The sequence below is a fragment of the Undibacterium sp. FW305-107 genome (assembly GCF_058788535.1).
This window is the reverse complement of sequence record NZ_JBYTAV010000001.1, coordinates 512,880-537,244: the sequence shown is the minus strand read 5'-3', so window position 1 is coordinate 537,244 and position 24,365 is coordinate 512,880. Positions and strand designations below refer to the sequence as shown.

27 protein-coding genes are annotated in these 24,365 nt (G+C 51.6%); 13 read left to right on the top strand and 14 right to left on the bottom strand.

Annotated features, from left to right (window positions below):
- Positions 1–43: 43 nt before the first annotated feature.
- Positions 44–532 carry a hypothetical protein gene (locus AC3WQT_RS02570; RefSeq protein ID WP_492701943.1) on the bottom strand — a complete coding sequence of 163 codons (489 nt, stop codon included), beginning with the start codon at positions 530–532 and terminating at the stop codon, positions 44–46.
- Positions 533–679: 147 nt separating this feature from the next.
- On the opposite strand from AC3WQT_RS02570, the gene AC3WQT_RS02565 reads away from it, so the two are divergent.
- Positions 680–1,012, top strand: coding sequence for a carboxymuconolactone decarboxylase family protein (locus tag AC3WQT_RS02565; protein WP_492701941.1), 333 nt, complete (start codon positions 680–682; stop codon positions 1,010–1,012).
- Positions 1,013–1,019: 7 nt separating this feature from the next.
- Here the strand turns inward: AC3WQT_RS02565 and AC3WQT_RS02560 are convergent, their stop codons facing one another.
- Together AC3WQT_RS02560 and AC3WQT_RS02555 are read right to left on the bottom strand one after the other, a co-directional pair.
- Positions 1,020–1,778, bottom strand: coding sequence for a hypothetical protein (locus AC3WQT_RS02560; RefSeq protein ID WP_492701939.1), 759 nt, complete (start codon positions 1,776–1,778; stop codon positions 1,020–1,022).
- Positions 1,779–1,786: 8 nt separating this feature from the next.
- A complete protein-coding gene (locus tag AC3WQT_RS02555; RefSeq protein WP_492701937.1) occupies positions 1,787–2,320 on the bottom strand; it encodes a GNAT family N-acetyltransferase in 534 nt (177 codons plus the stop codon).
- A gap of 246 nt (positions 2,321–2,566) precedes the next feature.
- Between AC3WQT_RS02555 and AC3WQT_RS02550 the strand changes: the two genes are divergently transcribed.
- Positions 2,567–3,331 (top strand): hypothetical protein, encoded by a 765-nt coding sequence (locus AC3WQT_RS02550; protein ID WP_492701935.1) that lies wholly within the window; start codon positions 2,567–2,569, stop codon positions 3,329–3,331.
- Between the two features lie 173 nt (positions 3,332–3,504).
- Here the strand turns inward: AC3WQT_RS02550 and AC3WQT_RS02545 are convergent, their stop codons facing one another.
- Positions 3,505–4,242, bottom strand: a complete 738-nt coding sequence (locus AC3WQT_RS02545) for an LOG family protein (protein ID WP_492701933.1) — start codon at positions 4,240–4,242, stop codon at positions 3,505–3,507.
- Between AC3WQT_RS02545 and polA the strand changes: the two genes are divergently transcribed.
- From polA to AC3WQT_RS02530, 3 genes are all read left to right on the top strand, one after another.
- Positions 4,243–7,029, top strand: coding sequence for a DNA polymerase I (polA, locus tag AC3WQT_RS02540; protein WP_492701931.1), 2,787 nt, complete (start codon positions 4,243–4,245; stop codon positions 7,027–7,029). It abuts the gene before it with no gap.
- Positions 7,030–7,149: 120 nt separating this feature from the next.
- On the top strand, positions 7,150–7,425 hold the full coding sequence (locus AC3WQT_RS02535) for a hypothetical protein (protein ID WP_492701929.1): 276 nt from the start codon (positions 7,150–7,152) through the stop codon (positions 7,423–7,425).
- Between the two features lie 172 nt (positions 7,426–7,597).
- Positions 7,598–8,005 (top strand): hypothetical protein, encoded by a 408-nt coding sequence (locus tag AC3WQT_RS02530; protein ID WP_492701927.1) that lies wholly within the window; start codon positions 7,598–7,600, stop codon positions 8,003–8,005.
- A 74-nt stretch (positions 8,006–8,079) separates the two neighbouring features.
- On the opposite strand, the gene AC3WQT_RS02525 is transcribed toward AC3WQT_RS02530, so the two are convergent.
- The 3 genes from AC3WQT_RS02525 to AC3WQT_RS02515 form a co-directional block, all read right to left on the bottom strand.
- Positions 8,080–9,126, bottom strand: coding sequence for an ADP-ribosylglycohydrolase family protein (locus AC3WQT_RS02525; RefSeq protein ID WP_492701925.1), 1,047 nt, complete (start codon positions 9,124–9,126; stop codon positions 8,080–8,082).
- Positions 9,127–9,193: 67 nt separating this feature from the next.
- A complete protein-coding gene (locus AC3WQT_RS02520; RefSeq protein ID WP_492701923.1) occupies positions 9,194–9,652 on the bottom strand; it encodes a macro domain-containing protein in 459 nt (152 codons plus the stop codon).
- Positions 9,649–10,599: an ADP-ribosylglycohydrolase family protein gene (locus AC3WQT_RS02515; RefSeq protein WP_492701921.1), complete on the bottom strand. Its 951-nt coding sequence runs from the start codon at positions 10,597–10,599 to the stop codon at positions 9,649–9,651. The genes AC3WQT_RS02520 and AC3WQT_RS02515 overlap by 4 nt, the downstream gene beginning before the upstream one ends.
- A gap of 193 nt (positions 10,600–10,792) precedes the next feature.
- On the opposite strand from AC3WQT_RS02515, the gene AC3WQT_RS02510 reads away from it, so the two are divergent.
- Positions 10,793–11,497: a hypothetical protein gene (locus AC3WQT_RS02510; protein ID WP_492701919.1), complete on the top strand. Its 705-nt coding sequence runs from the start codon at positions 10,793–10,795 to the stop codon at positions 11,495–11,497.
- Between the two features lie 25 nt (positions 11,498–11,522).
- Here AC3WQT_RS02510 and AC3WQT_RS02505 read toward each other — a convergent pair whose 3' ends face one another.
- On the bottom strand, positions 11,523–12,503 hold the full coding sequence (locus AC3WQT_RS02505; RefSeq protein ID WP_492701917.1) for a diacylglycerol kinase catalytic domain-containing protein: 981 nt from the start codon (positions 12,501–12,503) through the stop codon (positions 11,523–11,525).
- A 14-nt stretch (positions 12,504–12,517) separates the two neighbouring features.
- Entirely contained in the window at positions 12,518–13,534 is a 1,017-nt protein-coding gene (locus AC3WQT_RS02500; RefSeq protein WP_492701915.1) for an SPFH domain-containing protein, read from the bottom strand.
- Between the two features lie 265 nt (positions 13,535–13,799).
- Between AC3WQT_RS02500 and AC3WQT_RS02495 the strand changes: the two genes are divergently transcribed.
- The gene (locus AC3WQT_RS02495; RefSeq protein ID WP_492701913.1) at positions 13,800–14,309 is read left to right on the top strand and encodes a hypothetical protein; all 510 of its coding nucleotides are present in this window, start codon (positions 13,800–13,802) and stop codon (positions 14,307–14,309) included.
- Positions 14,310–14,383: 74 nt separating this feature from the next.
- Here the strand turns inward: AC3WQT_RS02495 and AC3WQT_RS02490 are convergent, their stop codons facing one another.
- Positions 14,384–15,586 carry a metallopeptidase domain-containing protein gene (locus AC3WQT_RS02490; protein WP_492701911.1) on the bottom strand — a complete coding sequence of 401 codons (1,203 nt, stop codon included), beginning with the start codon at positions 15,584–15,586 and terminating at the stop codon, positions 14,384–14,386.
- A gap of 171 nt (positions 15,587–15,757) precedes the next feature.
- Here AC3WQT_RS02490 and AC3WQT_RS02485 point away from each other — a divergent pair, with 171 nt between their 5' ends.
- Both AC3WQT_RS02485 and AC3WQT_RS02480 read left to right on the top strand, forming a co-directional pair.
- Positions 15,758–16,903, top strand: coding sequence for a M23 family metallopeptidase (locus AC3WQT_RS02485; RefSeq protein ID WP_492701909.1), 1,146 nt, complete (start codon positions 15,758–15,760; stop codon positions 16,901–16,903).
- Between the two features lie 251 nt (positions 16,904–17,154).
- Positions 17,155–18,318, top strand: coding sequence for a DUF4272 domain-containing protein (locus AC3WQT_RS02480; RefSeq protein WP_492701907.1), 1,164 nt, complete (start codon positions 17,155–17,157; stop codon positions 18,316–18,318).
- A gap of 3 nt (positions 18,319–18,321) precedes the next feature.
- Here AC3WQT_RS02480 and AC3WQT_RS02475 read toward each other — a convergent pair whose 3' ends face one another.
- From AC3WQT_RS02475 to AC3WQT_RS02460, 4 genes are all read right to left on the bottom strand, one after another.
- The gene (locus AC3WQT_RS02475) at positions 18,322–18,732 is read right to left on the bottom strand and encodes a VOC family protein (RefSeq protein ID WP_492701905.1); all 411 of its coding nucleotides are present in this window, start codon (positions 18,730–18,732) and stop codon (positions 18,322–18,324) included.
- A gap of 104 nt (positions 18,733–18,836) precedes the next feature.
- Positions 18,837–19,232 (bottom strand): VOC family protein, encoded by a 396-nt coding sequence (locus AC3WQT_RS02470; RefSeq protein ID WP_492701903.1) that lies wholly within the window; start codon positions 19,230–19,232, stop codon positions 18,837–18,839.
- Between the two features lie 131 nt (positions 19,233–19,363).
- The gene (gene corA, locus AC3WQT_RS02465; RefSeq protein WP_162043097.1) at positions 19,364–20,332 is read right to left on the bottom strand and encodes a magnesium/cobalt transporter CorA; all 969 of its coding nucleotides are present in this window, start codon (positions 20,330–20,332) and stop codon (positions 19,364–19,366) included.
- Between the two features lie 235 nt (positions 20,333–20,567).
- Positions 20,568–22,025, bottom strand: a complete 1,458-nt coding sequence (locus AC3WQT_RS02460) for a serine hydrolase domain-containing protein (RefSeq protein WP_492701900.1) — start codon at positions 22,023–22,025, stop codon at positions 20,568–20,570.
- Between the two features lie 285 nt (positions 22,026–22,310).
- Between AC3WQT_RS02460 and AC3WQT_RS02455 the strand changes: the two genes are divergently transcribed.
- From AC3WQT_RS02455 to AC3WQT_RS02440, 4 genes are all read left to right on the top strand, one after another.
- Positions 22,311–22,724, top strand: a complete 414-nt coding sequence (locus AC3WQT_RS02455; protein ID WP_492701898.1) for a GNAT family N-acetyltransferase — start codon at positions 22,311–22,313, stop codon at positions 22,722–22,724.
- A gap of 32 nt (positions 22,725–22,756) precedes the next feature.
- Positions 22,757–23,365: a transglutaminase-like domain-containing protein gene (locus tag AC3WQT_RS02450; protein ID WP_492701896.1), complete on the top strand. Its 609-nt coding sequence runs from the start codon at positions 22,757–22,759 to the stop codon at positions 23,363–23,365.
- A gap of 18 nt (positions 23,366–23,383) precedes the next feature.
- A complete protein-coding gene (locus AC3WQT_RS02445; protein ID WP_492701894.1) occupies positions 23,384–23,755 on the top strand; it encodes a nuclear transport factor 2 family protein in 372 nt (123 codons plus the stop codon).
- A 98-nt stretch (positions 23,756–23,853) separates the two neighbouring features.
- Positions 23,854–24,297 (top strand): thioesterase family protein, encoded by a 444-nt coding sequence (locus AC3WQT_RS02440; RefSeq protein ID WP_492701892.1) that lies wholly within the window; start codon positions 23,854–23,856, stop codon positions 24,295–24,297.
- Positions 24,298–24,365 lie beyond the last annotated feature (68 nt).

Here is a 24,365-nt window from a genome sequence, read left to right as displayed (position 1 = left end):
GATATGGAATGCCCTCATTGAGCAGCAGGGGCTACCATGTCACTCAAACCATGTGCGCCATGACATATACCACTTCATGCAGCACCAAAAAGACGACAAACAAGGCGGCCAGCCCGGAAAGTTTAAATACCTTCATATAGTAAGGCTTGAATTGAACCTTGTCGGCTTCCCTTAAATTCACCGCAAAGACCAGCGCCAATATCATCGGCCCATAAGCATAGAAGTCACCAAAAAAATAACGGGTATGTGGCACCTTCATATTTTCGCTATAGATCGTCAACAGCGGGATTGCCAAGGTCAATGGAAATACCAGCAAGGCATAGATCAGTAAATATCGCGCAGCCACCTGGTTTGTGAACATTTTCTTTTGCAGTAAGGCTATGCCGCCCAAAAGATAGAACACACCCAGTATCACCAGGATAATTGCCATGTCAGGGTCTGGCACATTGTAAGACCTGGCCCTCATGATTGCCTCTATCCCACAGCCTGACAGCAATAATCCAAAGAACAGGCGAAATATCTTCATTTTCATTGCTTACCCACAAGTTTGACAGCAGCATGGAAATTATATCTTCCCGATATATTTTTCAGGAAATGCATAATTAAATGAACCCTTTTAGCTCGCTGCGCACTCTTGTCATACAAGCAGATATCAACCAGCCCCCTGAAAGGAATCAATATGAGCACTTACCAAAACCCGCAAGACCTGGCCAAGGCCAAAGACCTTATCAGCCTTGCCCCTAAAGAAGCTCAGGCCTTTCTGGCACTCAAGACCACGGCAGAAAGAGCAGATGGTGCCATCCCGGAAAAATACCGCGAGCTGATTTCCATTGCTGTTGCCCTGACTACCCAGTGCGCCTATTGCATAGACACGCACAGCAAGAATGCAGCCAGAGCAGGGGCAACGCGGGAAGAAATTGCCGAAACCGTCTTCATCGCCGCTGCCCTGCGTGCAGGTGCTGCCGTTGGACATGGCTTGCTGGCCTTACGTTTATTTGATGAGACTGCCTGAACCTGATTCAACAAGGCAATACATGGAATGACGCCCCCACAACTTGCGCCGCACCGTTGATTATTGCGCTGCATATCCTTGCCTTGTTGAATACGACATCAGCCAGACAGGCCATCGCCAACGACAGATAGGAAAAATAAGCCAGACCCACATAGTCAGCGAAAACAATGGTATGTAACCAATCCTGTTTAAACAGGTAGAAAAAGGCAGTGATAGCGGCAGCACCGAGCAGTACTGAAGCGGGCAACAATAATTGCACGCTGGCGCGCGGCCGCAAGCTGACAGTGGCTGCAAGCAGGATAAATACCATGGCATTGGCAGCGCTAAAGATACGGAATTCTCTCGTCAGGGCTTGTGCCACTTCCATGTACTTGCTGCGTATCAGGTCGTTCAATTTGTCATTCAGTTTTGCCAGTCTCAGGCTGCGCTCTTCCAGTCCTGTCGTAATGGATTTCTCTATCTTCTGGCGGCACGGGCAGTCAAGCCTGCCCATCTCTGCCACTATGCCAGCGATTTTTGCGGGCAGACCTGCAGCGAGTTGTTGTTTGATGTCTTCTATCTCGGCATTCTGGCGGCTGGCAATACGGTTTGCCAGTCCCATGATGTTACTGTCTTGCAGGGTATGCAGTTTTTCATTAACGCGCTTTTCCACTTCCATGCGCACGACTTCGCGTGCCGCGTTTTCCACCATCACGGGATTGATATAAGACAGCACAAATGCCGCGCCGAATAACAGGCTGCCCAATGCACTGATGAATAAAAGCATTACGCGTATCATTGCCCGTGTCTCCGCTCATGAGAGTTAGCCAATGCCTCAGCACGCATATCCCGGTTGAAACACCATCGCACCAGCGTCTCCTGCGCCTCGTCAGCATAACTGCCAGTATTAACGAAGCCCAGCTTTTGCACGACCGTGGTTGATGCCAGATTATCTGGATTGACTTGAGCCATCACTTGCGTGGCACCACCCTCAAAGGCCAGTTGCAGTAAAGCCTGCACGGCGGCTGTGGCAGCGCCCCGTTTTCTGCATTCGGGTGAAATACCATAACCTATCTCCACCATGCCATCCCTGGGTGCATGCTTGAAACCGCAACTGCCGGCGATGTGCCGGTTTGTCGTCTCGACTATATAAAAGGTGCTGCACCAGTAGACAGGTACACCGGCTGCCATTTGTTCCAGCGCCCGGGAGGCAACAAAGTGCGGTGGCAGCGCATCCACGGCACAGCTATAGCCATGCATGTCTGGCAGGGCAGAGGCTGCCAGAGCACGCAAATCTTCAGATGGGATGCTGATCAGGTGAAAGAGCATGATATTGATGTGTGCTGCGTGGTCTGTGTTACTGGTATGGCGATATTGTACCTGCAAGCCAGATTCGCCTGTACAGACTTAAGTCTGCTGCCCCGTTCATCGTTCTTATCTGCCATTCAATACCCGCATCTTTCCACTAGTCGCAGCTAACTGGTCTTGCTATGCCCAGGACTTTTACTATGCACGGGCGCTGCAACAATTCACTAAGACAGTCGCATCAATATTCAACATACCAAAGGAGACAGCATGACCCAGCAACAAGAACTCATCACACAATTGACACGCCAAAACCGCTTGCTTAAACAGGTGTTGACCATCGCCGGGGCAGGGCTGGGCGTCATGTTGCTTACTGCTGCAGTCAATACTGAAAACCGTGGCAAATTTTCAGAAATCGATGTAGAGCGCATCAACATCGTCACGCCTGAAGGTAAACATGAGATGGTCATCGCCAATCACCTGCGTCTGCCTGAGCCTGTCACCGACGGCAAGCAAAGCAAGCGCAGCGGACCGCAACGCCCAGGCATGATTTTCTATAATGCTCAGGGTGATGAAAATGGCGGCTTTATCTTTGATGGCAAGCTTGACGATAAGGGCAAGCCTGTCGCGGGCATGCATTTCTCGATGGACAGATTTGGCGGCGACCAGCAACTCTCGCTCGGTCATTACGAGAGCGGCGGCACCATGGAATCTGGTCTCAAGATCTATGACCGTGGCCTGCAAAAAGACTACGACGGTTTGTACCAGGCCTATGAAAAAGCCCCGGCCGGGCCAGAGAAAGATGCGTTGCTGCAGAAGTGGAAAGACGCTGGCGGCCAGCAAACCAACCGCATGTTCATCGGCAAGACTCGCGGCAAATCATCAGCCATCATCATGGCAGATGCCAAGGGCAAGGCGCGCATCATGATGATGGTGACGCCAGAAGGCCAGGCCATGCTGAACTTCCTCGATGACAAAGGCGAAGTGATACAGAGTTTTCCGCAGACAGAGCAGGGGGCAGTGAAAGCCAAATAGAAGTTGGGTGATTTGGGGCGGTAAAACCCTGGCAGGGTGCGTCGTGAGCACCCTGCCAATTTATTAGGATTTACGCAAAATTGTCCCAACAAGGCATAGCGACGAAGACAGTACTTTAGTACGGCTAGGATCTGCAACGTAGTTGGGGCGGTTTTGCGTAAGTCCTATTTATCCTACAAATACAGCATCTTCTGCCGTTCATCCTCAGACAGATTGATATCCCTGGCCTCATAAAACGCAAAAATGGCATCGACGATATTGGCTGGCTCGTCAATCAGTTGCACGAGATAAAGGTCGTCCCGATTGATCATGCCATTGCCTGCCATTTGCACCCTGATCCAGTCCAGCAAACCCTGCCAGAAACTGGTGCCTACCAAAATGACGGGGATGTTGCGGGTCTTGCCGGTTTGTATCAGTGTCAATACCTCGCTGACCTCATCCAGAGTACCAAAGCCGCCTGGGAAGACCACATAGGCATCGGCATATTTGACAAAAGCCACCTTGCGCGCAAAAAAGTGACGGAAGGACAGACTGATGTTTTGCCAGGGGTTACTACGTTGCTCGTGTGGCAATTCTATATTCAGGCCAACTGAGGGGGATGCCCCCTCAAAGGCGCCCTTGTTGGCCGCCTCCATGATGCCAGGGCCACCGCCTGAGATGACGGCAAAGCCCTCGTCCGAAAGACGGCGCGATAAATCCACGCATTTGGCATAATCAGGGTGGTCATCCTTGGTACGGGCAGACCCAAAAATCGTCACTGCAGGGCGGATTGATGAAAGCCTCTCGGTGGACTCGATAAATTCTGCCATAATCGTGAACATATGCCATGATTCACGCGCTTTCAGCGAAGTTGCTTTTTCCTGATCGATAATCTGGCGCAACCTCGTTACATCTTTTCTGTTTCCGTTCATATGCAAAATACTCTCTTGTTAGTTGATGGCTCAAGCTATCTGTACCGCGCCTTCCATGCCCTGCCTGACCTGCGTAATGCACAAGGCGAGCCAACCGGCGCCATACACGGCATGATCAATATGTTACGCCGTTTGCGTACTGATTACCCGGCAGCATACATTGCCTGTGTGTTTGATGCCAAAGGCAAGACTTTCCGTGACGACCTCTATCCCGAGTACAAGGCTCAGCGACCTTCCATGCCAGACGACCTGCGCCTGCAGATAGAACCCATACACATTGCCGTCAAGGCCATGGGCTGGCCTATCCTGATGGTTGAAGGGGTGGAGGCTGATGATGTCATCGGCACGCTGGCAGTAGAAGCCACCAAGCTGGGCATGAATACCATTGTTTCTACCGGTGACAAGGACCTGGCGCAACTGGTCAATGCCAATGTCACCCTGATCAATACCATGAGCAATGAAAAGCTCGACGAGCCCGGCGTACTGGCCAAATTTGGCGTACCGCCCGACCGCATCATTGATTACCTGACCCTGATAGGCGATACCGTCGATAACGTGCCCGGCGTTGCCAAATGCGGCCCCAAGACTGCCGTCAAATGGCTGACAGAATACGACAGTCTCGATGGCGTCATCGCCAATGCCGACAAGATCAAGGGCGTAGTGGGTGACAACCTGCGCAATGCGCTGGATTGGCTGCCACAAGGCCGCGTGCTGATCACCGTCAAAACCGATTGCGACCTGACCGGGCATTACACATCGATACAGGATAGCCTGGTAGCCAAGGAAGAAGACAAGACAGAACTGGTCGGCTTTGCCAGCCGCTGGGGCTTCAAGACCTGGTTGCGTGAACTGACTGGCGACGCCACCGCGGGTGCCACGCCGCTTCCTGCCGCCAAAGCCGCGACCAGTGGCGGTAATTCTGTACAGGCAGGGTTGTTCAATGATGATGCGGCAGACGCTGACAACCCGGCAGCACCAGTCCAGCACAATTATGAAACCATCCTGACCGAAGCCGCACTCGATGAATGGCTGGCCCGCATCAATGCCGCCAAGCTGACATCCGTCGATACAGAAACCACCTCGCTGGAACCGATGACGGCGCAGCTGGTCGGCATTTCGCTTTGTTGCGAAGTCGGCCATGCGGCTTACATCCCCGTTGCTCACAATTACCCCGGCGCGCCTGAGCAATTGTCGCAGGCTGTCGTGCTGGGCAAGATGAAAGCCTGGCTGGAAGACGACAGCAAGCCCAAGGTTGGCCAGAACCTCAAATACGACAGCCACATCTTCGCCAACCAGGGTGTGAGCCTGCGCGGCATTGCGCATGACACCCTGCTTGAATCCTATGTTTTTGAATCGCACAAATCGCATGACATGGACAGCCTGGCCATGCGCCACCTCGGCAAGAAAACCATCAGCTTTGAAGAAGTCTGCGGCAAGGGTGCCAGCCAGATAGGCTTCAACCAGGTCGACCTGGAACGTGCTACTGCCTATGCAGCAGAAGATGCCGACATCACCCTGCAACTGCATCTCGCCATGTGGCCAGAGATAGAGCCGGATGCGAACCTGCTGCGCGTCTATCACGACATAGAACTGCCCACCTCGGTTGTCCTGCAAAAGATCGAACGCAATGGCGTACACATCAACAAAGACCTGCTCGAAACCCAGTCGCATGAAATCGGCATACGCCTGCTGGAACTGGAACAAAAGGCCTACGAGCTGGCAGAGCAGCCTTTCAATTTGAATTCACCCAAACAACTGGGCGAGATTTTCTTTGGCAAACTGGGTCTGCCCGTCGTCAAGAAAACCCCTTCCGGTGCACCATCGACGGATGAAGAAGTCTTGCAAAAACTGGCCGAGGATTATCCACTGCCCAAGGTCTTGCTTGAATACCGGGGTCTGGCCAAACTCAAATCGACTTACACCGATAAATTACCCAAGATGGTCAACGCCGAGACTGGCCGCGTCCACACCAATTATGCGCAAGCCGTGGCTGTCACAGGCCGCCTGGCATCGAATGACCCCAACCTGCAAAACATCCCCGTGCGCACCGCAGAAGGCCGCCGCATACGCGAAGCCTTTGTCGCAGGGCCGGGCAATGTCATCATCTCTGCCGATTATTCACAAATCGAATTGCGCATCATGGCCCACATCTCTGGCGATGCCAGCTTGCTGGCTGCCTTTGCCAATGGCGAAGACATCCACCGCGCCACCGCCTCAGAGATTTTTGCCGTACCACTGACAGAAGTAACGAGCGAGCAGCGCCGCTATGCCAAGGTCATCAACTTTGGCCTCATCTATGGCATGAGCGCCTTTGGCCTGGCAGGCAACCTCGGCATAGAACGCAGCGCTGCGCAAAGCTATATCGACAAATACTTCCAGCGCTACCCTGGCGTCGCCCAGTACATGGCAGACACCCGCACCAAGGCCAAAGCCCACGGCTATGTAGAAACCGTCTTCGGCCGCCGCCTGTGGCTGGCCGAAATCAATTCCCCGAATGGCCCGCGCCGCGCCGGCGCTGAACGCGCAGCGATCAACGCCCCCATGCAAGGCACAGCAGCCGACCTCATCAAACTCGCCATGATCGCCGTGCAAAACTGGCTGGAGACAGACAAGCTGCAATCAAAAATGATCATGCAGGTACACGATGAACTGGTACTCGAAGTGCCTGAGGCTGAGCTGGAACTCGTCAAACAAAAATTGCCAGAGTTGATGGCGAATGTGGCGAAGCTGGATGTGCCTTTACTTGCTGAAGTTGGCGTGGGCGGGAATTGGGAAGAGGCGCATTGAGGGGCAAAATATCACTCTATCCCTACTCGAATACAACCTTGTCAGACAGGCACCTCAGCGCGCCGACTCGCAAGGTCTCGGCAATCTTGAGTCAGTATAGAAATTCAAGCGAGCTATCAGATGGTCGACACAGATAAAAAAGATATTCCAATTAGCAAAGAGGAACAAGAGGTTGGGAATGCTGTCAAACTTGTGATGGCCTGTTTGTTTTTGGCACTTTTAATGTATTGGTCCTGGAATTTTGTTGGCCCTAGCGGACAGACTACCAATCTTGGTTCTTTTCTTTTATTGTGGTTACGCGAAATTATTTTTCTGGGCCTTCTTGGCCTTGTGCTTATTGTTGGCGGAATTGTCTGGCTGCTACAACGTATCCGCAAGATATTTTCGAAGAAATAAAATGACCTTTAGATGCCGATAGGTAGAGCCAGGCACCCAGGCTGTCTTCATTTTCTATATTCATCGTGCAAGGCATGCCGAAAATCAATTGGGAAGTAGGCAGCGATTGTGATGGATTTACCTGATTTAAGTAACTCAAGCCGCACTATTAATGCATTGGAAAAGGAAGTTTATGGGAGTTGATCTCTGCCTTGTCCCGGTAGATTTTGAACATCACGATGGTGAGCTGACCTGCACCAAGGGATTTGAGCTTGATTTGAATGCAGTCATAGCCCCTTTTTTAGATATGGAGTGGCATAGCTATCCGGGCGCTAAAGTGTATTGGCCTTTTTCACCTGTCCCGAAAAGCATCCTTGAGCAATTACCAGGTACACTGCTGTTGACCAGTGGCCCCTATAATCAAGTCATGTTTGGTCAGGCAGTCGAAAAAGAGCTCCGCTATATTTTTGCCAAAGATGTAAAGAAAGCCTATCCGCCAGAAAGACTACAGTCGGTGGACATGAATGACTATGAACGGGCAGGCCTTTCATATATCACCTGTCTGCATGATGAAGTAAAGGTGTTTATTTTCACTTGGTAGTTTCTGTTGGAAATACCTTTTAAAAAGGCGAGCTTCTGTTGCTGCGTATTTCAAGCAAGACTCTACGATGTAGCTTAATACGGTGGTAGCAAACGGCGTAACCCGTGCATTAAAACGATCACCGTAAAAATAATATTGCGTGGAAATAGCATCGCGGAGAAATCCAGGCCTGCCTTCGTATCGGAATTATTCATTCTTTCAACCAATGCCTGTAAGTATTGGCGACTATGTGGCCAGTCCATCAAGCCATCGCGCCACTCTTGCGGGATGCCAGATAGCCCGACACTGGCTCCTGCCAGCGCACCGGCAATAGCGGCTACACTATCTACATCTCCACCCGCATTTACTACAGCGTCTATCGTATCGTGATAGTTACCAAAATTTTGATACCAGGTGATGATGGCGAATGGCACCGTGTGCATGGTGTAGCCTGAGATGCCATCCTTGCTTCCAAAATGTTGTTGTGCAGCCAGTGCAGGGTCTGGTGCAAGGCAGGCTTCTTGTATGCCTTTAACAGCTGCTTGCCATTCCCTGTCTTCTGACAAATTGCTGAGCATGTTTATCAATTTATCCAGAGGTGGCCTGGTTTGCCACTCAAGGTTAGCTAATCGTGCTGCGATTTCCGCAATTGCCAGTGCACCAATAAAAGCCTTGGGGTCAGTGTGCGTAAGCAGGGTAGATGCTTGTACATGGGCATGGCGTGCTGATGCATTATCTGAGAGTATGGCCCCTATCATAGCACTACGCATGCTGGGGCCGTTGCCAGCCGAAAAGACTCCGCTATTTGTAAAACCCAGCCACAACTTGATAATGCTACGCAGGGTAGCAAACCCCACGCCCGCAGGCAGGCATATCAACCAAAGGCGCAAACGCCATGCCAGAATTTTTTTGAATAGTCCGATATTTCCCTTGCTCTTGATCAGCGCCTGCGTGACAAAGATGGCATGATCAGTATCGTCACTGACCATGCCATGAGAAAAGAAGAAACGATATTGTAGTGACCCCTTACGCAAACGCGCTATCCTGCGTGGTGACAAACCTTCAAACGGCAAGCCCATGGCATCGCCGACTGCGCCGCCCATCAGGCAGCCTGCAATTGCATCAGATGTTGAAGCGGGCACAGTCTCTCCTTCGAATCGTTATAGCTCGCATCGCATCAACATGGCCATCCTGCTCCGCACCCGGGTTTCAAAGAGCATCAAACCGCACCAGCGTATGATCCATGCCATCCAGTTCTTCATCAATAATGGCCGCAATTTTCCCCCAGTCACCGCCAGCGAGACCAGCACCTATCAATGGATAAGCTATGCGCAAGCCGTCAAATTCTTTACGTATTGCGGCAAATGCTTTGCGTATTGCTGCATAGTCAGCCTTCACACCTTGGCCGCGCCAGTCGAATTGAGTATAGGCGTTGAGGAGGACAAATTGCTTGTCTCCTCTTTGTATATGTGCCTGGCTATACGTTCCAAGCTTTGCATGGTCGGCGGGCAGAGTGGACTGGTCTGCTGCATAGGCTTCAGGGAATTGCTTTTTGATACTCTTGGCGATGCCAGCACCCATGTTACAAAAACAATTGCAACCATGAACGATGACATCAAACTCGCCTTGCAAGGCGAGTGCCAATAAATCTCCTGTGCATTCTTTCATACAGACTCTTTCGCTTGCGAAATTTCCCTGCTAGCAAACCGCTGATACAACTCCCGTGCCATACGCAATATCTCTTCACGCATGGCGAGGCGTTCCAGCCATTTTGCAGGTATGCCTTCCACGCCGTAATAGGCTCCGGCAATTTGCCCGGTGATGGCGGCAGTGGTGTCGGCAGTGGTGTCGGCATCGTCACCCAGGTTGGTGGCGGTGAGGATGGCGCTTTCAAAGCTGTCGGTGTGCATGAAGCACCACAACGATGCCTCAAGGGACTCGACTGAATAGCCGCTGCCGCGTATTTGCGAACTATCTTTATTGATGAAATCAGCCTTGCTGATAGCTATGATTTTTGGCTCGGTCGGTGTGAATGGCAGCTCTGCAAACAAGTCAGACCTGGCACAGCCTGTAAACAGCTTGCACAGTATCGCCGCCAGCAACTGGCAGCTTTGTATAGCTTCTGGTGCGGCATGGGTGGTGCGTGAGCTTTCGCCGGCGTAGTGGATGGCCGCTGGTATATCCGGGTAAGCAAATATCACGACCGGGGCAAGCCGCATCAGTGATCCGTTGCCTGCCGTGCTGGGGTCTTCTAAGCCGCAGTAGGGCTCACCGCTACCGGCATAGCGTGACAAGGCAGCACGCACGGTATTGCCGATGTCAAAGCAGATGCCGGTGGAGCTCAGGTAGCCCCATTTCCACCAGTTCAGGTAACGCCCCATCTGGTCTTTGGCATCGAAGCCGTCTTTCGTCAGCAGGCTTTCTGCCAGGCATAGTGCCATCGAGGTGTCGTCTGTCCATTCGCCAGGCAGCAAGCCAAAAGGGCCTTTGCCTGTCATGTCGGTGACTGGCGTAAAGCTGCCACGGGCCGAGAATTCTACCGTGGTGCCGACAGCATCACCGCAGGCCAGGCCAGCCAGTGCGCCGAGATAGCGTTGTTCTAATGTGATGTCCATGATTTATTCCATTGTTTGCACGCGCAAAGCTTGAGTTGCATAGCGCGGTCAATAGATAATAAACTTGTTAGTTTTTAATTGCAACTATCTTAGTTTTATTTTGGATAAAAGGAGTCGCAAGTTATAATCGCGGCCTGAAACGCAAATTTATTCGCTTCGCTTGCAGCCTTTCTATTTCACATTTACTGACGCCATGTACCCAAAAGAATTTTTTTTAGAACAGTTTTCCGAGCTTGCATCTGAAGAGCTTCTGGTCAAGCTTTCTGGTGATGATCTGGTCGATAACGCTAAAGAAGCGGTCAGGGACATTCTTGTGGCGCGAGGCATTTCTGTGACTGAAATAGACAGGGTCAGCAAGCAAATACAAAAAGCCCAATACAGGGTAGCTAGAGGGACGACAAACTGCGATTTTTGCGGTGACTCTGCAAAGATTAATTTTTTACTCAACCAGGGCCAGCGTTTTTGCTCTCATCAATGCTTGCAGGACGCAAGGATCAGCGAGGCTGCTGTTGATCTTGCCGATGCAACGATATTGCAGGCTGCGAGGAAAATTCGTTCCGGCGCTTGTCCGGTCTGCAGCAGTATGGCGACTCCTGTAGAGGTGCGTTATTCATACATAGCAACTTCCATCATATTCATGAGCAACCAGGAAACCAAAACACGTCTTTGTTGTGTTCCCTGTGGCAGAAAAGAGAACCGTGGTGGCTTGCTGGTCAGTTTTTTCATTGGTTGGTGGGGGATACCTTGGGGGCCGATTTTTACCATTGCCGCTTTGTTCGGTAACCTGAAAGCCATGTTTGAAATGATGTCTGATGAAGAACCTTCGGATGAATTAATGAAGCTGACCAAGAATCAATTGGCGCTAAGTGCGCTGCAGAAATCTGCACAAATTTTGTAAAGTGCGCACGGCACGCCCTGCACTTCTACACCACCAGATACCCACGCCTGTCTGCAATGCCTATCTCTGCCGTCAGGCCCGCATTAAATTCCAGGTAATCCGCTTCTATGCCATCACTGAAGATGACGCCATGCTCAGGCATCAGGGATGTGACTTGCAGCTTGCTGTCTGCCTGGATCTGGCCGCGGACTAAAGTTGCAGATGAAGTCTTGCTGGGGAAGGGTTCACGCACGGCGAACATCAGCTCGCGGGCATCCCAGTCTGTGGCGCATGTCAGTGGTTCCGCAGCGATGTTATATGTCATCAGACGTGGATCAATAATCTGCTCTTGCAGGGCGGCTGCGCCTGTCAGTATGCTCATCATCCAGCCTGTGGAGCCCATCCCGGTGGAGATGATGATGCCGCTCGATGATTGTTGCTCCTGGTGGTTGTGCAGTTGTATGGTGTAGCTGGCCGAGATATGGGATTTGGGGCCGATGAAGATGTCATTCACGCCCAGCATGGTCTGGCCGTTATTCAGCCTTGCCATGGCCATGGTCACTTCGCGCACGGGGCGGCGCTGTTGCAGCACCTCGGGGACGATACTGGGCAAGTCCATGACCTGGAAGGGTAGCAGCATGCCGTCCCAGCGTTGCACGTCAGGGTTGACGCCAATCAGGCGCTGACCATCGAGGTACTTCATGGTGTTGACGACCAGGCCGTCCTGCCCCAGGGCGATGATGATATCGTCGCGGCCAAAGATCATGTTCGGCAAGAAGCTGCGTTCTATCTTTTGCAAACGCGCCAGGCGCAACAGGCTGTTTTCTGCGGCGCTGACGCGAGCCATGTAATTGTCATGCTCAGCCTGGTAGGCGGTAAAGTCACCGCCCAGATGTTCTATATAAAAGCGCGCCTGGCCGACGGTGTTGTACTTGACGATCAGTTCTTCCAGCCGGGTCTTGCGGGTGACCAGTATGATCTTGTTTTCTGTCAGGCGCGTTGTTGTGCTGGTGCCGATGCTGCTCATATTATTTCCCCGCTTCACCCAGGCTGGTTGATCAATTCACGCAACAAGTCTGGCGTGATATTCAGTTGGCCTATGGAGCCTGCTTTTTCTGCCAGTTCCTGGAAGGCGAGGGCGATCAACTGGCCGGATTGCATATTGCCCATGGACAGCGCCTGCAAGACTTTTGGGTCTACACCGCTATAGGCATTCATCAGGGTTTGTGCAGCATAGGCGCGGCTGTCGGCTTCTGCCCTGGCGTTTTCTGTGGACAGCTTGACGAGTGTGGTTTGCTGGGTTTCTTCCGCTATCCTGGCTTGTACCTGGGCGAGTTTAAGTTCGTTTTCTTTCTGTTGTATGCTTTTTTCGGCTTCCATCTGGGTTTCACGTATCTGGCGTTTTTTGCTTTCAACGGCGATTTCGGTATTCAATTCATTCTCGCGTATGCGGCGCTCTTGTTCAACGGCAGCATTGCGGCGTTCATAGATAGCATCGTCCGCGCATTTGAGGATTTGCTCGCGCGCCTGCGCTTCCAAAGCCTTGGCTGCTTCTGGCGTGGGTTTGAGTGCCAGAAAACTCAAGCCTAGCAACTCTACCCCCAGTGCCTGCAATTCCTTGCTGTCGCGTACCGCCATGGTCACCGCAGAACCCAGTGTATCAGCCGCTTTCAGGGCGTCGCGCAAAGCCAGGCTTTGCAAGCCTTTGCGGGTCAACACCTTAACGAGATTGACGATGCGCTGCGAGAGCTTTTGCGGGTCATCAGAGATATATTGCTGTGTCACTGGGTTGATGGCGAAATTGAGCAAGGCACCTACTTTTTGCGGATCACTGATGCGGTAAGTGACTTGACCCTGTACGGTGACAGTCTGGAAATCAGCCGTGTTCTCTTCAAAGATAAACGGTGTATCCGTACTCGCCATGGGTATCGCCAGCATGGAGGTAGTAGGGGCATAGTAAAAGAAAGCCAGCCCCGCACCCTCGCGCCTGACGTGGCCGTTCTTGAATTGCAGCACGTAGGTAGTTGGCTGGAATTTGATGAATTTGATGCTGAACATGGTTTTTCCTTTTCTTGTTTTCAGGTGCGCGGAGGTGTTTTTGGCTCGTTTATTTTGATTTTGACGTGATTTTTTCTCTGCTTGAATATAGGATAGTCTACTTAAATATTAATTGCAACTAAGTTAGTTCTAAATTTTAACTAAGATGACTTGGCAATTGTTGAAACCTGCTGTTTTCAATGTTTTTTGGACATAGTCCACAATGCTGAAGCTGGTAAAATCCAGTCAGCTAATTTGATGGTGATTATTTGATGGTGACTTAGTGATGGAAAATAAAATACCGGCGGTCTTAAAACCCATACTGGCAAAAGTGGTTCAAGATTTAGGGTGTAAAGCCCCCCTGGATTTTTGGACTATAGATCAAGGACCAACCATACTGGATGGTTTTGGTACGCTGGCATCACTACTTGAACTTTCTGACATTCCAGAAAATGAAGTTCCCCATGCTTATGTTGTGCTGAGTCGCTTGTTCAACTGGAAGAGCGCATGTCAGTTCGATGGATGGGGGGCATTTGCGAACATTGGGGATGCAGAATTTGAAATCTTGCTGCAATGCTTTGATGAAGTCGGTTTGAGCGCCGAATCTGAATCGTTGCGCGTGCAAATGGCGGCCTACAAAAAAGATCCAGATGACGCCGATGCCTTATATCTTGCAACAGAGCAAAAAGCACATGCACTTTCCGGTGATCTGGACAGGCTGGAATACCTGACTCAGTATTTTTGTGATCATGCTGAGGAGCTGTTGTATGACATGAATGAGAAGAGTATTACATAGCAGAAGATTACTCACTCGCTTTTGTATATCTTCTCCTGCCTTTAGCTTAATTGATCAATTAGCTGGCCATTTTTTTATTCCGTCTCTACCCGCACAAGATCGCCATGCGCATCGCTGCCAAGGAACTGGATGCTGGTTTTGCCAACGCGCATGGTTTGGCCGGGTTTCATGGGGGCTTGCAGGTGTCGGGTATCCTTGTCATTGACAGGTTGTATGCGTATGGCACCATGGTGCGAACTCAGACGAGTGTCTACGGTGTATACCAGAGGGCCAGATTCGGGTATGCCACTGTCATAAGCTTCGGCACGGCGGCTTTCTATGATGGTGGCGGTGGTCTTGCCAGTCGGGATGACAATGATTTTGCTGTCACCTGCGCTGCGGCGTTCTATCGGTGTCAGCCTGGCTTGTAGTTGTCGGCCATCTGCGCACAAGACCTGCTTGTCATCCAGCCAGCCCAGTTGCCATCTTTCCCAGCCCAGCAACTCTCGCGCCTTGCCAGCAGGATTGCCCATGACGCTGAAGTCGCCAACATAGGTATGCCATTCTTGTGTGCCAGGCAGTGGTCCGGCCAGATCAACCAGGGACATGGCATGGCCAAATTCATGCGCAAACCACGGCCACCCCAATATAGTCAGATCACTACCTGACGTCGCGCCATTCAGTATTTCGTGCCCACCTGCCTGTATGCCAAAACCAGGTGCTGCCGTAAATGCCGGGCCCCAGTCTATGGCTTTGACTGCCGGGTTGGCGATGACCAGTACGGCATCTGTATGGCTGTAATCAATCGCCTTGCCCGCCCGTGTGACAGCTTCTTGCATATAGCTGCGGTGGGTTTCAAATGAAGCGCCGCGCCCAAAGTGATAATCAACTGAGCTTTTACTCATGCGTAACCACTGATAACTGGGCAGGAAATGCATGCGCAGTTTGCCATAAGACATGGCCGCAAAGTAATTCTCTGCCTGCGGCGAGATGATGGACATCACTTGCTGCGGCGTCGTTGTGGCCGGAACATCGCTGAAATCAACAAACAGCACGGTGATCTTGACTTCACCCAAAGCAGGCAGGCGGTGTGCGATACGTGGAAAGCCCAGGCCTACATCATTCCTGATGCCCATTTCAGGCAGACGGCAAAGGGCGAGCGGGTCTTTTGATGTTGCTGCCAGCGTGCATGAGCATGCCAGAATGGTCGCGGCGAATACCAGCCTGGATCGCAGAATGAATTGCAGAGTCAAATTTTTCATGGCGAGATGGTAGCGCAAGAATATGCTGACTGCCATCAGATATAAGCAAGTGCTGGTATCGTATGAGCAGAATTTCTCACATATCAGCCATGCTGAAATTCTTGCACGGCAAGCATTCTGCTCCCCATATCGTGCAATCTGTCGCATGCAGCTGGAAAGGTGCATAGTCCAGGTTTATAGTTTGCGCTTATTCAGCAAGGGAAAATCATGTCCAGAAGAAAAGCCGCCATCCTGCTTATTGCCGTCATCGCCACTGCCGCCGCCGTAGCGCTTGCTTATTTTGCCTATACTGGCTGGCAGCGCAGTCATCCAAAACCTGCAGGCCCGGTCAGGATCACGGCCCAGCCTCAGCAATTATGGATAGAAGCAGGCGAGCACGCGCAAAGCCTGAATTTTGATTTCCTGGTGGAAAACCCGGGTAGTACACCATTGGGTATAGACAGCATAGAAGTTACTGCCTTTGACAGCAACGGCCAGCCCATCTTGCGCCGCTTTATCGACAGCAATGGCTTTGCGCCCAGCATAGATACCGTTCCGGGGCGGGTGGTCGCTGCGGGTGCGAAGATTTTGGTTTTCAATCCTTTTCACAACTTTAGGCCTGATCTGGATTTGCATAAACTGACTTATAAATTCAGTCTCAGCATCCCGCAAGAAGCACCAGAAACCACGGCCAGCATCACTGTAGAGCCCAGGCTGTATGTCAGTAAAACAGAGTTGGCCCTGCCTGTAAAAGGCCGCTTGCTGATTCATGACGGCCATGATTATTATGCCCATCACCGTCGCTTGAACACAGAACACCCAGTCGCCAGGGATTTGGGCATTACGCAAAATTTCATGCGCTATAGCCTTGATATCAATCCTACCAATACTGGTTTTGATGCCTACCGCGGCGACGGTACCAGGAATGAAGACTGGTATGCCTGGGGGCAAAGCCTGTATGCTACAGGCGACGGTGTCGTAGTGGATGCCAGTGACCTGACGCCAGATAATATCCGTGGCGGGGAAAATTATTTCAAACCCGAGAGCGTGAAAAAATCACCCATGAATTTTTACGGCAATTACCTTGTCATTGATCATGGCAATGGTGAATACAGTCTGCTTGGCCATTTGCAAAAAGCCAGCCTGCTGGTGAAAACTGGTGACAAACTGGTACGCGGGCAGGCCGTGGCTAAAATCGGTAACTCCGGCAGCTCCAATAATCCCCATGTGCATTATGAACTGCGCACCGGTAAGGATTTGAAGGCCGAAGGCTTGCCTGCCGTATTCCACCATTATCTCAGACATCAGGGCGCACGCAGTCTGGTAGTGGAAGCGGGGCCGGTGGATAGCGGGGATATGCTGGAAATGCCTTGATGCATTCAGGAGTTACTGCGGTGCGTATCGGGGCATTTTGTAAAGTGCTATGTATTGCGCCGCGTGAAATGCTCAAGGTGCCAGGCCAATTAACTATTGCTTGTTTCCAATTCTGTTTCTACATGTAAAAGCACCCCCGCAGCTTTTGCATTGCTCGTATCCTACCGCCTTTCATGCTGAGTGATGGTAGTGCCAAATCACCAAACGCTATCCCTGATTCAGCAATCCACCCCCCAATTTCTGACTGCACCATGCTGAAAATTTTAAAGAATTTGATTTCCGGAAAACCTGCTACAGATGTCCGGACACCTGCAACAGTAACGGCAAGTGCAGTGGTGTCGGCGGCGAGTTCAGTTGTAGCGTCAGAAATTGATCCCAACGATGCCAGCAGCATACTGGTCAATGCCTATTGCACATGCGCGCAATTGCCACCGCTGAATTTTCCACATAAGCTCAATAACCAACGTGATTTGACTGACCCGGAACTGCATGGGCATTTGCAAGGTTTTATAGGCTATGTACTGAATCGCGGCGACGGCCAGATGACGCATCAGCGTTATCACGTCATGCGGCATATCCAGCGTGTGCAGCAGCATCTCAGTTTGTGGATAGATGAAAGCCAGCTGGATGCGTTTTCTGACTGGGCAGTGGCGGCGAATGCGATTGCTTTCATGCCAGATGGTGATATCCGTGACCCTCACGGCTATGTCTTGCTGGCAGCTGCAGATGGCGGTATCGAAACCGGAGCAACTATTCCTTATCCCGCCCAGGCATGGCAAAGAAAGGCGCGCACGGATACCTTGCTGGCAGAAATGGGCATACAACTGCCATCGCACCTGCCGCCTCTGGTCAGCGAGACTGAACTACAATTGCGCCCCGCAACCGAGATACTGGGGCGGGCGCTGGCCTTATACATCGTTGCCTTGCGGGCAGAATCAGTGGCGACACACCAGCCCATTCCAGCTCACGAATTGACTGAACGTTTTCCGCAAGTGCATGCATGGCTGACACCAAACGAGCGTGAATTCCTGGAGACGGATGAACCTGCAGAAGATATCCTGCCGCAATTCGCCTGGCGATATGAATCCCTGTACGTGCTCGAATGGGTGCTGGGCTTGCAGGATGAGTTACCCTTTGCAGATGCCATTTGCGATGTGCCGCTGACAGCGCGCACCATGATGAACCTGGATTTTGAAGGTGAGATGGCCAAGGCAAAAACACGCACTGCCAGCCAGATACTGGATGCCCTCGACCTGCATTACCGTCTGCACTGGCTGGTGCGCCAGACCAGGATGAAAGAGGGCACGCTACCGCTGAACCTGGATGCTGGTGTCATTTACGAAAGACACTATGCCCTGAACTGGCTGGTGAATTTTGAGAATGCAGCCTGGGATGAGGTCGATACGCCGACCTGATCTTTATGCACTATCCGGCGGGCCCTTCAATTCCACTACGTTGCCTTCCGGGTCGCTGATGTAGATTGATAAGCCTTCGCCCTCGGCCCCATAACGCTGCCCGACTTCACCAACGGTCACACCATGGATTTGCAGATGGGCCTGTATGCTGGCGAGATCGAAAGGCTCTACGCGCAGGCACAGGTGGTCAAGATTGTGGCCTTCCTTGCCAGGCGCAGCACCGCCCATGCGACCCAGCTTGCCCGTTACCGTGATCAGGTCTATCAGCGACCTGCCTGCCCGCAACTGTGTCAAGCCAATTTCTTCCTGCCTGCGTTCAACAGGACAACCCAGTACATCACAATAAAAATGCAGCATGCTGTCCAGGTCTTTTACCCTGAGCACCAGATGATCGATTTCGCGTATCTTGAACATGATGTAGATGATTTGGAAGTGATAATTTTCTTATCTTAAACTTCTTTGTGGGATTGTGCTGGTGCCAGGTAGGGTGCGTTGCCCGGGCGAGCGCAGAAGATTACTCAAGCACCTTCAGAGAAATTAAGCTCTATGCCATTGCCTTCAGGATCACTGAAAAAAACCTGATGCTGGGTCGCAAAACCGGCTGAAGCTTCGACTGTAGCATGGCGATAAACGATGCCACCAGCCTGCAATCTTGCCAGCATGGTCGGCAAATCCGTACAGACAAAGGCGACATGGTCAAAGCCGGTTTTTAATTCTGTCTGGCGGGTTTCACCAGGGCGGTTTTCAGACAGGTGCAAGACATCACGGCTACCGGCATATAACCAAAAGCCAAAGCTCTTCAGCGGGCGAGGGCCTTCTGTCAGCCCCACATAATGGATGTAAAAATCCCTGAGATTTTCCAGTGTGGCACGATCACCGCGCAGGTTGTAATGACCAAGGGCTATGGCAGGCATATGTTTTACTTTCTACAGGACTTAGGCAAAACCGCCCCAACTGCGTTGCAGCTCCTAGCCGTACTAAAGTACTGTCTTCGTCGCTACGCCTTGTTGGAACAATTTTGTGTAAGTCCTATTCTATTTGTTGATTACTTAAGCCAGCCGCGGCGGCGGAAGTACCAGAACGGCGTAATCGCCGATGCCAGCATCAGCGCCAGTGCAAACGGGTAACCCAGCTGCCAGTCCAGTTCAGGGAACCAGCCCTTGAAGTTCATGCCATAGATACTGGCGATGAGGGTAGGAGGCAAGAAGGCCACGCTGGCGACCGAGAAAATCTTGATGATCTTATTCTGGTTGATGTTAATGAAACCGACGGTCGCATCCATCAGGAAGTTGATCTTGTCGAACAAAAATGAAGTATGGCCATCGAGTGATTCTATATCACGCAAAATCTGGCGCGCTTCTTCAAACTGGTCAGCATTGAGCAAACGGCCACGCATCAAAAAGCTAACAGCGCGGCGGGTGTCCATCATGTTGCGGCGTATGCGGCCATTCAAATCTTCTTCTACGGCGATCGAGTTCAGCGCAGCGGCGGCATCCTGATCGCTGAAGTTTTTTTGCAGCACGCTGCGGCTGACGTCTTCCAGGTTTTGATAAATACCTTCGAGTGCGTCGGCTGAATATTCGGCATCTGTCGCATACAGGTCCAGCAGTACATCCTTGTAATCAGCAATCGAACCGGGACGAGAACGGGCACGCATGCGCACCAGGCGGAAAACCGGCAAATCGATGGTATGGACAGAGAATAAAATATCGCGCGCGAGAATAAAGGCCACCGTCACCGTACGTGCCGGTTCATCATCATCGTCGATCAGAAAATCGGTGCGCAGGTGCAGGTCACCATTATCGGCTTCGTAATAACGGGCTGATGCTTCAATATCCTTGACCTCGTCTTCCCCAGGCAGCGTCACGCCATAGATACTCTTTACCCATTCACGCTCTTCTTCATTGGGGTCAGTCAGGTCGACCCAGATAGGCAGGGTATTTTCGAGATCAGCGCGGTTTTCCACATTGATCTGGCTCAGGCGGCCATTGTGCAAGACGAAGACATTAATCATAGGCAAATTCCGGAAAAGCAAAGTCTTTGGTTTGGCTGGATTGTAAACCTGTTTTATGTCTATGGGCGGATTGATGGGAGACTTTATTTGCTGTTTTTGCAGTGATTTGCTTATCTTTTACTTATCTTTTGTTTAATTTTGGATGCAGAGAGGGGATTTGTATTTCGTATGGCGCATGATATTGCACCATACGATGGCTGTTTCGCTATTTGCTGCCATTAGCTGTTACTGGCTGCTATTGCTTACTATTTATTGCAAGTGCCGCCAGACGCTTGACCGCGTTCTGGTTGTTTGGATTACGTTTCAGTGACAACTGGTAATTTTGTATTGCCAGATCAGCCTTACCCAGTTTTTCATAAGACTCGGCCAGACTGTCATAGGTGTTGGCACTGTCAGGATAGAGTTGCACGGCCAGCTTGAATACTTCTGTGGCAGGCTGTGTGCGGTTTGCTTCAAGCAGGGCATAGCCCCAGGCATTCAACACCTCTTCTGATAAACTGAATGTCGTATCCGTGGCATTCAGTTTCTGGTATTCAGGTTGCAGTTGCGCATAGCCCTGCCGCTCCAGGGTTTGCACCAGACTGGCGGGTGGCGCGTGCAGTACCAGGGGATAATCGCTGTTGATAATCTTGTTGCCTATATCGGCCACGCTGGTATCGGTATTCGATAAAACGACTACCCCTACGCCCGCCTGCTTGTCGAAGCCAATATACGTATTGTAGCCAGCGGTCTTGCCACCATGCGTGAGTATCATGCTGCCATATTTTTTATTGTGCCTGCCCCAGGCCAGCAGGATGGGATTACCCGCCTCAAAGGGTTCTTGCATCTTCGCGATACTGCGTTGCAAGGGTAAATCCGTCTTGCCCATGTTTGCTGCCAGGAACATCAACATGTCGCGCGCAGACGAACGCAATGCACCGGCACCTTCCAAAGAACCCAGGTCCCAGTTGGGAACGGCGACAGGTGTTGTCTGGGTCTTGATGGCATAGCCAGTTGCCAGATGCTTTTTCATTTCCGTATCAAGAGTAATGCCTGTACTGCGCATGCCCAGTGGTGTAGTGATGCGCTGTTTGATCAGCTCTTCATAGCTGCTGCCTGCGCGCAGGCTGAGTACATGGCCTAGCAAGCCCACCCCCAGATTGGAATACTCACTTTTGGAACCTATGTCACGCGGCAATTGATAGCTGGACAAAAATTGATACAGCTTGTCGCTGGTGAACGCAGCGTATGGGCTTTCCTGCCCGTTGCGCACCATATCGGGCGGCACTCTCGGCAAACCCGACCTATGCACGGATAAATCTGCCAGCGTGATTTGCCGCTCACCGCGCCTGGGGACGTTCACATTTTCCGGTAAATATTTTGCGATGGGGTCTTGCAGGCTGACTTCACCTTTGTCTGCCATGTCCACCAGGGCCAGGCCGGTAAATACCTTGGTGATGGAGCCAATCTCAAACAGGCTGTCGCCATCTACTGGCCGCTGTTGCGCCAGATTGGCATAGCCATGGCTGATGATTCTGCTGCCTTTGCTGTCAAGCACACCCACCACCATGCCCACCCCCTTTTTATCGACGTCAATGCGTTGCTTCATCAGGGCCAGAATTTCAGCGTCCGTCAATGGTGGTGCCGCATGCGCCGTCAGGGCCAGGCAACCGAGCGTGAATATGAGCAGGGCGCGCGCAGGATAGTGATACATATGAGCTCTCAAATAAAGTTGATCGACGCACAGCACAGCTTGTGCAGGCGGTAATGGAATTGCTGATGCGGATGCGACAGAGATCACTATAAAAAAATTAACAGACACAGGCAGCCCGATTACGACCAAAGCCCAAATGAGCGGAGTGAAAACAGTTTTTGAGCGACTAAAGCAGCTTGCTGCCGGGTTATCCACATGCCTTGCACATCGCTTGTCTAACTGTGATAAATTTCTGTGCTCGCTGAAGTGTAAAAAGCCAGTGTAAAAACTAATGTGAAGAGCAGCATGAATACAAATATCTACCAGGCGGTAGCCGCCATTCCTGACGTCGCTACTTACTGTCATTTGCGCCAGGCTTCTGGTTTAAGCACTAAGACGGCAGAAGCAGCAGCGCGTGGCTTGCCAGCCAGCCTGTTTGCCGTGCAAATCATGCAGGGTGAAACAGTGGTAGGCATGGGTCGTGTCGTTGGTGACGGTGGTACTTCATATCATGTCGTCGATATTGCGGTTTTGCCAGAGCATCAGGGCAAGGGCCTGGGCAAGATGATCATGCGAGAGATCACGCACTACCTGCGGCAAAATGCGCCAGAGTCGGCGTATGTCAGCCTCATTGCCGATGGTCCTGCGCAAGACCTGTATGCGCAATTCGGTTTTAAACATACGGCCCCTGCCTCGGTAGGCATGGCTTATAAAATCTGATTTAATTTGACACTCAATTGACGGAAGCACGCATGGAAGAATTCCTGGCAAGTACCACCTATATAGACTGGCAGCATCCCTCCGTCCTGGCAAAGGCACAGCAACTGGCAGCCGCCGGTGGTGACCAGGCCGAGGTGGCGCGACGCTGTTTTCATTTCGTGCGTGACCAGATCAAGCATAGCTGGGATTATCGCCAGAATCCGGTAACCTGCAAGGCATCCGATGTGCTGGCACATGGCACCGGTTATTGTTATGCCAAAAGCCATTTGCTGGCCGCCTTGCTGAGGGCAAACGGTATCCCTGCTGGTTTGTGCTATCAACGCCTGACCATAGGCACAGAACCGCCGTTTTGCCTGCATGGCCTGAACGCAGTCTATTTGCCTGAGCATGGCTGGTACAGGCTTGATCCGCGCGGCAATAAACCTGGTGTGGATGCAGAATTTTGTCCGCCACAAGAACAACTGGCCTTTGCCATTAAAACCGCTGGCGAGCAAGACTTTGCCGGTATCTGGGCAGAACCGCATGCTGCCGTGCTGGCATCCCTGCTGAACCAGCCCACAGTAGAAGCCGTGATTAACAATTTACCTGATGGTGATTTGAGTGCAGACTCTGCACCCGCCCACCTGACTCATTTGCTCTGAAAGGAATTGACCCAAACCATGACAGCTACTGTTCACTCTACCCCTGAAGCCGTAGTCCAGGCCCAGCTCGACGCCTATAATGCACGCGACGTTGACGCCATACTCAAGACCTATGCTGTCGATGCACAGCAGTTTGAATTCCCGGGCAAGTTGCTGGCGACAGGCCATACTGAAATCCGCCCGCGCATGGCGGCGCGCTTTGCCGAGCCCAACCTGCATGCCAGGCTCATGCGCCGCGAGGTGATAGGCCACATCGTCATCGACCATGAAGAAGTCACACGCACTTTCCCGGAAGGCACAGGCCGTATGGAAATGATTGCCATCTATGAAATAAAAAATGGCTTGATACAAAGTGCTTCAGTGGCTTTGGGGGCCAAGATACTGGATTGATATCAGATTTATATCGCGGCTGCCAGTTATAGTCAGCATTTGCAGGTATGTACCGGTCTTCGCGGTAAAATGAGGCTTTCCCAGTCTTACTCCCTATCATGGCTCGCCTGCAACTGCATTTCCCAGAAGATCAATACTATTTCTCTACTCAGTTGACGGTGCGCGTGACCGACATCAATGGTGCAAACCATCTGGGTAATGATTCCATGATCTCGATGATTTCTGAAGCGCGGGCGCGTTTCCTGTACGACTTTGGCATACGCGAAACTGCCGCTGGTGGCAGCGGCATCATTGTCACTGACCTGGCAACCACTTACAGGGCCGAAGCCCATGCACGTGACCAGTTATTGTTTGAAGTGGGTGTCATGGACTTTAATAAATACGGTGGTGACATTACTTTCCGCATTACCAGGCCTGCCGACCAGACTGCTATCGCCATGGCGAAATCAGGCTTTGTATTTTTTGATTACCGTGCCGGGCGCGTGGTCGAAATGCCGGAAGATTTCAGGGCCAAGTTTGCACGTGTGAATTTTCTCGATTGATGAGGGATAGCTGGTGTCTTGCCTGGCCAACCGCAACCTATCCCTCATCCGACCTCTCCCTTGAAGAG